10 protein-coding genes are annotated in these 14027 nt (G+C 70.6%); 3 read left to right on the top strand and 7 right to left on the bottom strand.

The features are described 5' to 3' along the window. Positions 1–12 precede the first annotated feature (12 nt). Entirely contained in the window at positions 13–1212 is a 1200-nt protein-coding gene (locus tag C6376_RS07660; RefSeq protein ID WP_107448835.1) for a MarP family serine protease, read from the top strand. A gap of 149 nt (positions 1213–1361) precedes the next feature. Here the strand turns inward: C6376_RS07660 and C6376_RS45070 are convergent, their stop codons facing one another. The 6 genes from C6376_RS45070 to C6376_RS07625 form a co-directional block, all read right to left on the bottom strand. After that, entirely contained in the window at positions 1362–1544 is a 183-nt protein-coding gene (locus tag C6376_RS45070; RefSeq protein WP_107442719.1) for a hypothetical protein, read from the bottom strand. A 151-nt stretch (positions 1545–1695) separates the two neighbouring features. After that, positions 1696–2646 (bottom strand): alpha/beta fold hydrolase, encoded by a 951-nt coding sequence (locus tag C6376_RS07650; protein ID WP_107442718.1) that lies wholly within the window; start codon positions 2644–2646, stop codon positions 1696–1698. Next, positions 2643–3131, bottom strand: coding sequence for a phage holin family protein (locus C6376_RS07645; protein WP_107442717.1), 489 nt, complete (start codon positions 3129–3131; stop codon positions 2643–2645). Before C6376_RS07645 ends, C6376_RS07650 begins: the two co-directional genes overlap by 4 nt. A gap of 141 nt (positions 3132–3272) precedes the next feature. After that, the gene (gene nhaA, locus C6376_RS07640) at positions 3273–4781 is read right to left on the bottom strand and encodes a Na+/H+ antiporter NhaA (RefSeq protein WP_107442716.1); all 1509 of its coding nucleotides are present in this window, start codon (positions 4779–4781) and stop codon (positions 3273–3275) included. A gap of 274 nt (positions 4782–5055) precedes the next feature. Further along, on the bottom strand, positions 5056–7017 hold the full coding sequence (acs, locus tag C6376_RS07630) for an acetate--CoA ligase (RefSeq protein ID WP_107442715.1): 1962 nt from the start codon (positions 7015–7017) through the stop codon (positions 5056–5058). 467 nt (positions 7018–7484) lie between these two features. After that, complete coding sequence (locus C6376_RS07625) at positions 7485–10238, bottom strand: bifunctional SulP family inorganic anion transporter/carbonic anhydrase (RefSeq protein ID WP_107442714.1); 2754 nt, start codon at positions 10236–10238, stop codon at positions 7485–7487. A 336-nt stretch (positions 10239–10574) separates the two neighbouring features. Between C6376_RS07625 and C6376_RS07620 the strand changes: the two genes are divergently transcribed. After that, positions 10575–11855, top strand: a complete 1281-nt coding sequence (locus C6376_RS07620) for a hypothetical protein (RefSeq protein ID WP_107442713.1) — start codon at positions 10575–10577, stop codon at positions 11853–11855. Positions 11856–11950: 95 nt separating this feature from the next. Here C6376_RS07620 and C6376_RS07615 read toward each other — a convergent pair whose 3' ends face one another. Continuing rightward, positions 11951–12937 (bottom strand): ATP-binding protein, encoded by a 987-nt coding sequence (locus C6376_RS07615; protein ID WP_107448834.1) that lies wholly within the window; start codon positions 12935–12937, stop codon positions 11951–11953. Between the two features lie 101 nt (positions 12938–13038). Between C6376_RS07615 and C6376_RS07610 the strand changes: the two genes are divergently transcribed. Continuing rightward, complete coding sequence (locus C6376_RS07610; protein WP_107442712.1) at positions 13039–13863, top strand: Fic family protein; 825 nt, start codon at positions 13039–13041, stop codon at positions 13861–13863. The last annotated feature ends 164 nt before the right edge of the window (positions 13864–14027 follow it).

Raw genomic sequence — 14027 nt, 5'->3', positions numbered from 1 at the left:
AGGGTGAGCTCCGTGAATGTGCTGGACATCCTGTTGCTGGTCGCCGCCCTCTGGTTCGCGGTCGTGGGCTACCGCCAGGGCTTCGTCGTCGGCATCCTGTCGGTGATCGGCTTCCTGGGCGGCGGTCTCGTCGCCGTCTACCTGCTGCCCGTGATCTGGGACGCGCTGACCGAGAACTCCGAGGTGAGCACCACGGCCGCCGTCGTGGCGGTCATCGTGGTGATCGTCTGCGCCTCGGTCGGCCAGGCGCTCACCACGCACCTCGGCAACAAGCTGCGCCGGTACATCACCTGGTCCCCGGCCCGCGCGCTGGACGCGACGGGCGGCGCGCTGGTCAACGTCGTGGCGATGCTGCTGGTGGCCTGGCTGATCGGCTCCGCCCTGGCCGGCACCACCCTGCCTACCCTCGGCAAGGAGGTCCGCAGCTCCAACGTGCTGCAAGGGGTGTCCCGGGCGCTGCCCGCCCAGGCCGACACCTGGTTCGCCGACTTCTCCTCCGTCCTCGCGCAGAACGGCTTTCCGCAGGTGTTCAGCCCGTTCTCCAACGAGCCGATCACCGACGTCCGGCCGCCCGACCCGGCGCTGGCGAACAGTGCGGTGGCCAAGCGCGCCCAGCGTTCCATCGTCAAGGTCATGGGCACCGCGGAAAGCTGCGGCAAGGTCCTGGAGGGCACCGGCTTCGTCTTCGGCGAGCGCAGGGTCATGACCAACGCGCACGTCGTCGGCGGGGTCGACGAGCCCACCGTCCAGATAGGCGGTGAGGGGCGCAAATACGACGCCACGGTGGTGCTGTACGACTGGAAGCGCGACATCGCGGTCCTGGACGTCCCGGACCTCGACGCGCCGGCCCTGCGATTCGCCACCGAGGACGCGGCGAGCGGCGACAGCGCGATCGTCGCCGGCTTCCCGGAGAACGGGTCGTACGACGTCCGGGCCGCGCGGGTGCGCGGACGCATCACCGCCAACGGCCCGGACATCTACCACCGCGGCACCGTGCGCCGTGACGTGTACTCGCTCTTCACGACCGTCCGCCAGGGCAACTCCGGAGGCCCGCTCCTCACCACCGACGGCAAGGTGTACGGCGTGGTCTTCGCGAAGTCCCTGGACGACTCCGACACCGGCTACGCCCTCACCGCGGACGAGATCCGGCAGGACATCTCCACGGGGCGTACCGCGGGCCAGCAGGTGGACAGCGACAGCTGCGCTCTCTGACCGCCCTCGACCGCCCTCACCGGCCGGCGTCTTCCGCGCCTACGAGAGGTCGACGGTGGTCTGCCGTGCGATACGAGAGGTGCGGCCGTGGTCTGCCGTGCGGTACGAAAGGTGCGGCCGTGGTCTCCTCGGGCCGTCCGCGGCCTGCGTCAGCCTCGAGGGTGGCGCAGACGGACCGAGACCCAGCGGGCCCGGCGGCGCAGGATGCGCGGAATGCCGACCCGGAGATCGGAATCCGGAAGTTGCGGGTCCGCGCCCCGCTGGTGGGGGCTCAGGCCACTGGCCGAGCGGCGGTTGCGTCCTGCGTCACTGTAGTCGTGCGTCCAGCCCATACCCGGACGTCTGCCCCTGCCCCAAGGTCGATAACCGCCTCCGGAGCCGCCAATTGGCCTATGCGTCAGGCAATTGGCCGATCGTCGTACAGGTGTGCCGAGCCGCCCGCCCGGGATGCGGCCGAACGGTGTACCGATCGCGATCGAACGGTCACCGATCGGGTTCGGTATCCTTCAGCCAACTGATCAGTTCGGTGGAGAATGCGACCGGATCCTCCTCGTGTGGAAAGTGCCCGAGTCCGTCGAACAGCCTCCATCGGTACGGCGCTTCGACGTACTCGCCGGAACCGGCCGCACTGCGGGTGCGCATCACCGGATCGAGGGACCCGTGCAGATGCAGCGTGGGAACCCGCACAGGGCGCTTCATACGCCGGTAGAACTGGACGCCGTCCGGACGCGCCAGTGAGCGCACCAGCCACCGGTACGGCTCGACGGAGCAGTGCGCGGTGGACGGAATGCACATCGCGCGCCGGTACGTCTCCACCGCGTCGTCCTCCGGCGGCCGCGGCCCGGACCAGTCCCGCATCAGCCGGCCCACCAGCTCGCCGTCGTCGGCGGTGAGCTGCCGTTCCGGGATCCACGGCCGCTGGAACCCCCAGATGTGGGAGCTCGCGGCGGTCTGCCGGACGTCGGCCAGCATCGCCGAGCGCCAACGCCGGGGATGCGGCATCGACGCGACGACCAGCCGCCGCACGAGCTTGGGCCGCATCACGGCGGCCGTCCATGCCAGGTAGCCGCCGAGGTCGTGGCCGACCAGCGCGGCGTCCGGCTCGCCCAGGGAGCGGATCACGCCGGTGATGTCGAGGGCGAGGTTGGCCGGGTCGTAACCGCGGGGCGTGCGGTCGCTGCCGCCCACGCCCCGCAGATCCATCGCGACGGCCCGGAAGCCGGCGTCGGCCAGCGCGACCAGCTGGTGCCGCCACGTCCACCAGAACTGCGGAAAGCCGTGGACGAGCATGACGAGCGGACCGTCACCGGCCTCCGCGATGTGGAACCGCGCACCGTTCGCGGCGACCTCGCGGTGGGTGACCGGCACGCCGAAGACCGCGTCCGGCCGTACGAGCGAGGCGGGCGGGGGCGAGGGAAGCGCGGGGTCCGTCATGACGACGAGCGTGCCACAGCCTCGAGGGCCTCCGGCGCCCGCTCCTGGGGCAGCTCGGGCCGCGGGTGCGGCTTGGCGTTCTGCAGGACGCCCGCCGTCTCCTTCATGGACGCGGCCACCTTCTGCGGCCCCTTGCCCTTCTGCGCCTTCTTCGCGAAGACCACGCCGAGCAGCCCGAGGACGCCCGCCACCAAGCAGTTCGCGACGAAGGACAACAGGAAGCAGATCGCGAGGTTCCAGTCGCTCCAGGTCCGGATGCCGTACGCCAGGGCGAAGTTCAGCATCGGCAGCGAGAACACCAGGACCGCGCCGGCCACCGAGAGCAGCCCGCCGCTCACCGCGCCGCGCTTGACGTCCTGCTTCAACTGCGCCTTCGCCAGCGCGATCTCGTCGTGCACCAGCGCCGACAATTCGGTCGTCGCCGAGGCGAACAGCTGGCCGATGCTGCGTTCGGCGCCGACCGGGCTGCCGTCGGGTGCGCTCATCGCGTTCTCCCTCTCCTGCTGCTCTGTGTTTCCCGGTTCCGGGGGGCCGGATCACCGGATGCGTTTCCAGCTTCCGTCCGGCTTCGTTTCCGGCTTTGTTTCCGGGTTCGTTTCCGGGTTCTTTTGTACCGTCCCGTCAGATCATGCCGGACGGTCGCCGTCCTCGCCTGCCCCGCCCGGCACTTCGGCAAGCCCGTGGCGCGCGGCGGCGTCCTCCTGGGCGATCCGCCGGCTGATCTCCTCGGCCGTGCGGCGGTGTTCGGCGGCCCTGCGGTCGTGGATCTCCGCCATCCGCAGGTGGTACGCCGGGTCGTCCTGCTCGTAGACGTCGGGGATGCCGTCGAGGTCGTCGTCGCGCTCCTCCGTCTCGCACATCCGGCGGTACCGGGCGTTGCGCAGCTTCAGCAGCACCGTCGCCAGCGACGCGGCGATCAGCGAGCCCAGCAGGACGGCGGCCTTCACCTCGTCGGTCAGGATCGCCTCGCCCTCGAAGGCCAACTCCCCGATCAGCAGCGAGACGGTGAAACCGATGCCGGCGAGGGACGCGACGGCGAAGACGTCCGCCCAGGCCAGGTCCTCGCTGAGCGAAGCCCTGGTGAAACGGACGGTCAGCCAGGTTCCGCCGAAGATGCCGAGCGTCTTGCCGACGACGAGGCCGAGCACGACGCCCAGCGTCTCCGGTCGGCCGAACACGTCCGCGATGGCGTTGCCCGAGAGGGTCACCCCGGCGCTGAACAGGGCGAACAGCGGGACCGCGACACCGGCGGAGAAGGGCCGCACGACGTGCTCGATCCGCTCGCCGGGAGAGCGCTCCTCGTCGTCGCGCGTCGTGCAGCGCAGCATCAGCCCCATGGCGACGCCCGCGATCGTGGCATGGACGCCGCTGTTGTACATCAGCGCCCACACGATCAGCGCGAGCGGTACATAGACGTACCAGCCGCGTACGCCCGAGCGCAGCAGCAGCCAGAAGACGATCAGTCCGGCCGCCGCGCCGCCCAGCGCGGCGAAGTCGATCGTGCTCGTGAAGAAGACCGCGATGATCAGGATGGCGAAGAGGTCGTCGACGACGGCGAGCGTGAGCAGGAAGGCGCGCAGCGCGCTCGGCAGCGAGGTGCCGATGACGGCGAGCACGGCGAGCGCGAACGCGATGTCGGTGGCCGTGGGCACGGCCCAACCGCTCACGTCGCCGCCGCCCGTGAGGTTCGTGAGCGTGTAGACGAGTGCCGGCACGGCCATGCCGCTCAGGGCTGCGGCGACCGGGAGCGCTGCGGCCCTCGGGTCCTTGAGGTCACCGGCGACGAGTTCGCGTTTGAGTTCGATGCCGGCGACGAAGAAGAAGACGGCGAGGAGGCCGTCTGCCGCCCAGTGCTCCACGGAGAGGTGGAGTCCGAGGGCCTCGGGGCCCAGATGGAAGTGGCTCACGCTCTCGTAGGCGCCACGCAGTGCGGGTACGTTCGCCCAGATCAGCGCGGCCACGGCGGCCACGAGCAGCAGTACCCCGCCGACGGTCTCGGTGCGCAGGGCGTCCGCGACGAAGTTCCGTTCGGGCAGCGAGAGCCGTCCGAACACCTTGCGGGGAGCGGGTGCGGGAGGCGGGAGGCGGGGCGCGTTCACGGGGGACCTCCGGTCGGTGGGCAGGGCTGAGCACATGCCGACCAGACTTCCCGGCTCACCTGAGGTTCACGTTTCTTCCTGAGCCTACCCACGGCACGGCGGGACGCATCACGAGCGCGCGGCTCGTGCGTCCCACGGGCCCCCAGGTGCGGGGATGCGCAGGCGCAGGCGCAGGCGCAGGCGTGGGCGTGGGCGGGTACGGGGACGCGGGCGGGTGCGGGGGCGCGTGAGGGGCCGCCCGGCGCAGTGCGCGCCGGACGGCCCTGTGGAGAGCGTGTCCGCGGGGCCGGGGAAAGGGCCCTCCGGGGCCTCAGTCCTCGCTGGGTGCGGCGGGGAGCTTGGCCTGGATGAGGTCCATGACCGTGGAGTCGGTCAGCGTGGTGACGTCACCCAGTTGTCGGTTCTCCGCGACGTCCCGCAGCAGCCGGCGCATGATCTTGCCGGATCGGGTCTTCGGCAGCTCCGCCACCGGCAGGACGCGCTTCGGCTTGGCGATCGGCCCGAGCGTGGCGCCCACGTGGTTGCGCAGGTCGGCGACGAGATGCTCGTCCTCCGCGTTCGCCGTGCCGCGCAGGATGACGAAGGCGACGATGGCCTGCCCGGTCGTCTCGTCCGCGGCGCCCACGACGGCCGCCTCGGCGACGGACGGGTGGGACACCAGCGCGGACTCCACCTCGGTGGTGGAGATGTTGTGACCCGACACCAGCATCACGTCGTCGACGCGCCCGAGGAGCCAGACATCCCCGTCGTCGTCCTTCTTCGCCCCGTCGCCCGCGAAGTACCTGCCCTCGAAGCGGGACCAGTACGTGTCGAGGAACCGCTGGTCGTCACCCCAGATGGTGCGCAGCATCGACGGCCACGGCTCGGTCAGGACCAGATATCCGCCGCCGCCGTTCGGTACCTCGTTGGCCTCGTCGTCGACGACGGTCGCGGAGATGCCCGGCAGCGGGGTCTGCGCCGACCCAGGCTTGGTCGCCGTCACGCCCGGCAGCGGCGAGATCATCATGGCGCCGGTCTCGGTCTGCCACCAGGTGTCCACGACGGGTGTGCGGTCGCCCCCGATGTGCTTGCGGTACCAGATCCACGCCTCGGGGTTGATCGGCTCCCCGACCGATCCCAGCACGCGCAGGCTGCCGAGGTCGAACTTCGCGGGGATGTCGTCGCCCCACTTCATGAACGTGCGGATGGCGGTCGGCGCCGTGTACAGGATCGTGACCCCGTACTTCTGCACGATCTCCCAGAAGCGACCCTGGTGAGGGGTGTCGGGCGTGCCCTCGTACATGACCTGCGTCGCGCCGTTGGCGAGCGGTCCGTACACGATGTAGGAGTGCCCGGTGACCCAGCCGACGTCGGCGGTGCACCAGTACACGTCGGTCTCGGGCTTGAGGTCGAAGACCGCGTGGTGGGTGTACGCGGTCTGCGTGAGGTAGCCGCCGGAGGTGTGCAGGATGCCCTTCGGCTTACCCGTGGTGCCGGAGGTGTAGAGGATGAAGAGCGGGTGCTCCGCCTCGAACGCCTCGGGGGTGTGCTCCGCCGACTGCCGGTCGACGGCCTCGTGCCACCACACGTCGCGGCCCTCGGTCCAGGCCACCTCCTGGCCGGTCCGCCGCACCACCAGGACGTGCTCGACGTTGTCCACGCGCGCGACGGCGTCGTCGACGGCCGGCTTCAGCGCGGACGGCTTGCCGCGCCGGTAACCGCCGTCGGACGTGATCACGACCTTGGCGTCCGCGTCCTGGATCCGGGTGGCCAACGCGTCCGCCGAGAAGCCGCCGAAGACGACGGAGTGTGCTGCGCCGATCCGGGCGCAGGCGAGCATCGCGACCGCCGTCTCGGGGATCATCGGCATGTACACCGCGACCCGGTCGCCCTTCCGGACTCCCAGCTCCAGCAGGGCGTTGGCGGCCTTGGACACCTCGTCCTTGAGCTCGGCGTAGGTGAGGACGCGGCTGTCGCCCGGCTCGCCCTCGAAGTGGATGGCGACCCGGTCTCCGTGGCCGGCCTCCACGTGCCGGTCGACGCAGTTGTAGGCGACGTTGAGCTCGCCGTCCTTGAACCACTTGGCGAACGGCGGGTTCGACCAGTCCAGCGTCTCGGTCGGCTCCTTGGCCCAGGTGAGCCGACGAGCCTGCTCGGCCCAGAAGCCGAGCCTGTCAGCCTTGGCCTGCTCGTACGCCTCCGCCGTGACGTTGGCGTGGGCCGCCAGCTCGGCGGGCGGCGTGAACCTGCGCTCTTCCTTGAGCAGGTTGGAAAGTGAAGGAGACTCGGTCATACGCCACTCTCCTCCCCCAGCAGGTTGGCCAGGCTTTCGTTGTTCACGACATCTCCCTCTCGAAGGGTGTCCGTGTCCGTTGTGTCCCAGGCCACACCTCATCAGACCCGAGGGGCCGGTGACAAGGGTCGACGGGTGATTGGTTTAGACCTGTCCGGGGTGGTGCGGCGCCCAGGCTCGAGGGTTACGGGCCGGGGGTTGCGGGCCGGGAAGGGCCGGTACGGGTAGCGGGCCGGGTGAACGCGAGGTGCTCGCCCCCGGCGGCGGTGGGCCAGGGGTCATCCGTACCCACGGACGCGGGGCGGGAGGAGTTCAGCGGGTGTAACGCCTCTCACACCGCCCGTCCCGTCGGCAGTGCCCGCCGACCTCCGGTCCGAGCCGGAAGTGCGGCGGGCATCAGGCAGCGAGCGGTGGGCTTCGGACACCGGGTTCGGGTGTCCGGTGCGTCGACGTAGGGGCTTCGGGGCTCAGGCGGACACATCCGTCACCCCGACGTGGTCGAAGACCTCGCCGCCGTCCGGCCCGGCCCCCGTGAGCAGATACGTCTGGGCCTCGCCCACATGGAAGTACAGCCCGTGCAGTTCCAGCGCCCCGGCCTGCATCGCCCGGGCCACGGACGGGTGTGTCCGCAGGTGCTCGAGCTGCTGGACGACGTTGGTCAGGCACAGCTGTTCGATCGTGTCGGCCGCGGCCCGTCCGGCCAGCCGAGCGGCGGGGCGGCTGCGGTCGGCAATCCGCTCCAGGCTCGGCAGAGCGTGCCGCAGCCACCGTCTCAGTGGCGTGTGCGCCGCGCCGGGCTCGCAGCTGAGCAGCGCCTGCATGGCTCCGCACCCCGAGTGCCCGCACACGGTGATGGACCGCACGTGCAGCACGTCCACCGCGTACTCGATCGCGGCAGCCACCGAGTCGTCCCCGCTCTCCCCGCCGGGCGGGGGCACCAGGTTGCCCACGTTGCGCACCACGAACAGGTCGCCGGGACCACTGGATGTGATCATCGACGTCACCAGCCGTGAGTCGGCGCAGGCGAGGAACAGCTGGGACGGCTGCTGCCCTTCCCGCGCCAGTCGGGCCAGCTCTCCGCGCACCAGCGGCGCGGTGTTGCGCTGGAACGCGCTGATGCCACGGACGAGCCGGCGTGCGCTCGGCCCCGACGTCCTCTGCTCGGTTCCGCTTCCCGGCCCCACGGCTTTGACGGCACCGGCGGATCGGGCGGCCCCGGCGTCGCCGTGATCGTCATCGGTCTTTCCGGTACGGGCGAAGACGCCGTTGCCGGGGATGCGGCCGACTTCGGGTGCCCCGTCGCCACAGGCGGGACCATCGACCCCGGACCGGGCCCCGTCGGCCGCGGCTTCGGCCGCGGATCCGGCGGACTCGGTGACGAGCGCGAAGCCGTGCTCCGGCTCACCGTGCCACCCGATCGGCTCCCCGGCCGACGGCGTGGGCTCCGAGCCGCCGGACTCGCCGCCCGAACCGGTTCCGGACCAGGGGTCGGGACTGCCGCCGATGCCGTCGTCGTGGAGGAACAGGTGGGCGGAACGCGGCTGCTCGCACTGGTGGTTGCGCCAAGGCGTCCAGGGACGGCAACGGCAGTCGGCGAGGGCGGCGCCCACTTCCTGGCCGCCGGTGGCTCCTTCGGCGGCGGCAGGCTCGAGGAGTCTGCCCCCGAAGGCGGAGCGCCGGCCGGTCAGGTCGACGGAGCCGCCGTGTGCGGTGTGCGTCTTCTGCCAGTGCTGCAGGGATTCGTACGCGGCGTGATCCATGAAGGAGCCGTCCAACTCGACCACGACATGGGTGCCTTGGGGGACGAGGTGCAGGATGCGGCTGAGCCGCGGCACGGCGAGGAACGTCAGCTGGCCTCTGACCTGTACGTGATGGACTCCTTCCTTCTCGTGGTGCGTGATGCGGGTGCGGGCGAGGCGGTGCAGGGCCACCGCGACGGCCGCGGCGATGCCGAGGGCCACGCCTTCGAGGACGCCGAAGACGACCACCGCGAGGGTGGTGACGGCGTACACCAGTACCTCTCGGTGGCGCGTCACCGTGCGAATGTGGTGCAGGGACACCATCTGGATGCCGACGGCCATCACCAGGGCGGCGAGTGAGGCGAGCGGGATGAGATCCAGGATCGGGACCATCAGCAGCGCGGCGGCTACTACGAGAACGCCGTGCAGCATCGTGGAGTTCCGGCTCACGGCACCGGATCGGACGTTCGCCGAACTGCGCACGGCCACGCCCGCGACCGGGAGTCCGCCGAGGGCGCCGGAGACGATGTTGGCCGCCCCCTGGCCGAGCAGCTCGCGGTCCAGATCGGAGCGGCCGACGCGGACGGAGCGGGAGCCGAGCAGGCCGGGACGGGTGGCGATCATCTTGTCCACGGCAACCGCGCCGAGCAGCGACTGGACACTGCAGACGAGCGTGGTGGTGAGCACGGCGGCCACCAGCCCGAGCACCGGCCCCTCGGGGAGCCCGGCCAGGGCGTGGCTGCTCCAGGACGGCAGATCGACCTTCGGCAGGGTGAGGCCGGCGAGCGCGGCCACGGTGGTGGCGCCGGTGACCGCGACCAGCGCGGCGGGCACCTTGTTCAGCAGACGGCCCGCTCTGCCGGGGATGCGCGGCCAGAGCAGCAGCAGGGCCAGCGTCAGCGCGCTCACGGCGACGGCCGCGGGCTGCAGGTCGGCCAACTGGGGCGGCAGGCTGCGAAGGTTGTCGAGAACGGAACTCTGCGGGTTGCCGCCGAGGACGACATGGAGCTGGGCTACGGCGATCGTGACGCCGATGCCGGCGAGCATGCCGTGCACGATGGCGGGACTGACGGCGAGGGCCGTGCGCGCCACGCGCAGGCAGCCGAGGCCCAGCTGGGCGAGTCCGGCGAGGACGGTGATGGCGCAGGTCGTCCGCCATCCGTAGCGCTGGATGAGATCGGCGGTGACGACGGTCAGCCCCGCCGCGGGGCCGCTGACCTGGAGTGGCGAGCCGCCGATCCAGCCGGCGACGAGCCCGCCCACGGCGGCGGCCACGAGACCGGCCTGAAGGGGCGCGCCGGTGGCGAGGGCGATGCCGAGGGACAGCGGTAGGGCGATCAGGAACACCGCGATCGAAGCGGACACATCGGCGCCCGCGACGCGGAAACGGCGGTGAGGGGGTGGTGGCGGACTGGGGGGCTGTTGGACGCGCTTCGTGAGCGCCGAGTGGGCGGTGGTGCGGGTGGGGACGCAGGCGGACATGGTTCCCGTCTCCTCCGGGGCAGCGCGGTCGCGGAACAGGTGGTCCCCCGGCTGTGGCGGGGGCGGTCGCGGCCGTGGGTCACGGCATGCAGCGGCGGGATGAATTTCAACGCTCGGTAAACGAATCGTAATGCAGAGTAAAGGTCAAGCATGGATTTTTGCGGCAAATAGGGCAAGAAATCGCCCGGAAGGGTGAAGTGGCCTTTTCGTCGGCTTGTCGTATTAATTCCCTCTCGGTCTCGTGCGATCTTGACGGCGCCGTCGGCTCGTTCCGGCGCGCCGTCAGAGAACGCCCTCGCCGGCGTTGGCCGAGAGAAGGAAGAAGGTGGGCCGGACATGGCCGCCACCCAGAGGATCGCCGCAGGCGCAGTGGTCGCCGCGGCCGTAGCCGCGTCGCTCGCCGGTTGCGCCATGGGAACCGGTGGTTCCCATGGCTCCGAGGAAGGGGTTTCTGGGGCGGAGAAGGTGAAGCCGGCTCCGGCGCCCAAGAGCCTCGTCCGGCTCATCGGCGACGGCTCCACCGCGTACACCGGACGGCAGCCCTACCTGCCCCTGGCCGAACGCCTGAAGCCGGGCCAGAAGCCGCCGCAGTTCGTGGTCTTCTCCTGGGACGGCGCAGGCGAGGACAGCCAGAAGCTGTTCTCCCACTTCCGCAAAGTCGCCAGGGACAACCACGCGACCATGACCTACTTCCTCAGCGGCGTGTACATGCTGCCGGAGGAGAAGGCCGAGCTGTACAAGCCGCCGCAGCACTCGCCGGGCCGCTCGGACATCGGGTTCAACGACGAGCAGGGCATCGCCGCCACCGTGAAGCAGCTGCGCCTGGCGTGGCTGGAGGGCAACGAGATCGGCACCCACTTCAACGGCCACTTCTGCGGCAGGAACGGCGGCGTCGGCGAATGGTCGGTCGAGGAGTGGAAGGACGAGATCGACCAGGCCAAGCAGTTCGTCAAGACCTGGAAAAGCAACACCGGCATGAAGAAGGCGGCCCCCCTGCCCTTCGACTACGACAAGGAACTCGTCGGCGCTCGCACACCCTGCCTCGAGGGCCAGAAGAACTTCATGACGGCCGCGCGCCAGCTCGGCTTCCGCTACGACACCAGCGGCGTCAACAACCAGGTCTGGCCCGACAGGAAGCAGGGACTGTGGGACCTGTCCATGCAGCTCGTGCCCTTCCCCGGTCACCGCTACGAGCAGCTCACCATGGACTACAACTACATGGTCAACCAGTCCGGCACCGCCACCCAGGGCGACCGGGCCAAGTTCGCCTACTGGGGCGACCAGATGCGCGACAGCCTGCTCAAGGGCTTCGACCGGGCCTATGACGGCAATCGCGCCCCGCTGATCATCGGCAACCACTTCGAGTCCTGGAACGGCGGCACGTACATGCGCGCCGTCGAGCAGGTCGTCGAGCATGTCTGCAACCAGCCCGACGTGCGCTGCGTGTCGTTCCGGCAGCTGGCCGACTGGCTGGACGCCCAGGACCCGGCGGTCCTCGCCAGGATGCGCACCCTGGGTGTGGGCGAGGCCCCGAAGCAGGGTTGGGCGTCCTTCCTCTCCGGCGGTCAGGCCCCCGCACCCAAGGGAGTGCCCGGGGCGCCTGCGGTGAGGCAGTAGCCCAACAGGACCATCGATGCCGGCCGACGCAGGCGCCGGCGGTCACGGCAGGCGCCACCGGCGGGGCGCCTGCAGAAGGGGAACGGCCGGATCCGTCACACGGAGGCTGTGGCGGTGACGCCTTCCCCGAGGACGAAGCCGGGGTCGACCTGCGCGGTCAGGTCGGCCCCGGTGCGTTCGTTGCCCCAGGACTCGGCGTTCTTCAGGTGGAAGTGCACCATCTGGCGGGTGTAGCGCTCCCAGTCCCGCTTGTCGTACGCCGAGTCGACGGTCGTCCGCAGAAGGTCCAGGGCGTGACGGTTGGCGTCCTCCAGAAGCCCGAACCGGGGTGGCCGGCCCTTCTCCATCGCACGCACCCAGTCCGAGTGCCCGACCGTCACGAGCAGGTCGTCGCCGACTTCGGCGCGGAGGAAGTCGACGTCGTCCCGGCCCTGCACCTTGTTGCCGACGACCTTCAACTCGACGCCGAAGTCGCGGGCGTACTCCTTGTACTGGCGATAGACGGAGACCCCCTTGCGCGTCGGTTCGGCGACGAGGAACGTGATGTCGAAGCGGGTGAACATGCCGGAGGCGAAGGAGTCCGAGCCGGCGGTCATGTCGACCACGACGTACTCGTCACGACCGTCCACCAGGTGGTTCAGGCACAGCTCCACCGCTCCTGTCTTGGAGTGGTAGCAGGAGACCCCCAGGTCGGCTTCCGTGAAAGGCCCCGTGACCATCAAACGGACGGTGCCGCCGTCGAGTTCCACCGGCCGGGCACAGGCGTCGTACACCGGGTTGTCCTCGCACACCCGCAGCAGACGTGAGCCCCCGCCGGGCGGGGTCGTCTTGATCATCTTCTCGGCGGAGGCGACGCGGGGATTGGAGCCGCGCAGATAGTCCTTGATCAACGGCAGCCGGTCGCCCATCGCGGGCAGTCCGGCGGCGTCCGACTCGTCGAGGCCGAGCGCGGGACCCAGGTGCTGGTTGATGTCCGCGTCGACCGCGATCACGGGCGCGCCGGCGGCGGCGAGGTGACGGATGAACAGGGAGGACAGGGTCGTCTTGCCGCTGCCGCCCTTCCCGACGAAAGCAGTTTTCATGTTCACCAAGCGTAGCGAACGCATAGCTGTATGTGACAGGAGTGCGTGAAGAAGACCACTCCTTCGTGGGGTGCGGGCACCGGTTGCGTAGGGTCGTACTCATGAGTACGACAGGCGCGTCCGCCGATCCGCTTGCGGCCCTGGGCTCGTTGCCCGGCGTGGCCGAGTCCGTGGAGTCCGTCCGCAAGGCCGTGGACCGGGTCTACGGCCACCGTGTCATGCGCCGCCGCAGCGGCGCGGTCACCTCGGAGGCCGCCCTGCGCGGAGCCCGCGGCTCCGCGGCGCTGTCCGGTGCGGACTGGGCGCTGGAGGAGGTGCGCCGACGCAGCGACTTCGGCGTGGATGGTGAGGCGCGCGTCATGGGCGCCTCGCTGCGGCTCACCGCGGAGGCGGGTCAGTTGCTGTCCATCTGGCGGCAGTCGCCCCTGCGGGTGCTGGCGCGCCTGCACCTCGTCACCGCCGCGAGCAACGATGACGAGGTCGGGCGCCCGCGCCGCGCCGGGGAGGCGGTCGACGAACCGTTGATCGAGCTGCCGCTCCCGGGCGCGGAGGAGCTGGCCGGCCGCCTGGAGGGCCTGTCCGAACTGATCATCGCGGGAGGGTCCGCGCCCGCCCTGGTGACGGCCGCGGTCGTGCACGGGGAACTTCTGGCGCTCCGCCCCTTCGCCTCCCACAACGGTCTGGTGGCGCGGGCCGCCGAGCGTGTCGTCCTGATCGGCAGCGGCCTCGATCCCAAGTCGGTATGCCCCGCCGAGGTGGGGCACGCCGAACTGGGCCGGGCCGCCTATCTCGCGGCTCTGGACGGCTACGTGTCCGGCACCCCGGACGGTATGGCTGCCTGGATCACCCACTGCGGCAAGGCCGTGGAGCTCGGCGCCCGCGAGTCGACGGCCGTGTGCGAGGCGCTGCAGCGCGGTGCGGCATGACGGCGGCCCCACGCGCGCGGAGCGGTGTGAGGACACGCCGCTCCACGCGCGTGGGGCGGGCGCATGAAAAAAGGGCCCCGTGTGGGGCCCTGCAAAGGGTTGCGGCGGTACGAGTCCTCGTACCGCCGCTGGCATGATCACCCGGTTACCAAGCGTCCTCGATA

The sequence above is a fragment of the Streptomyces sp. P3 genome (assembly GCF_003032475.1).
GTDB lineage: Bacteria > Actinomycetota > Actinomycetes > Streptomycetales > Streptomycetaceae > Streptomyces.
Note: the sequence above shows the minus strand (reverse complement) of the source record. Positions and strands in the feature narration are given on the sequence as shown.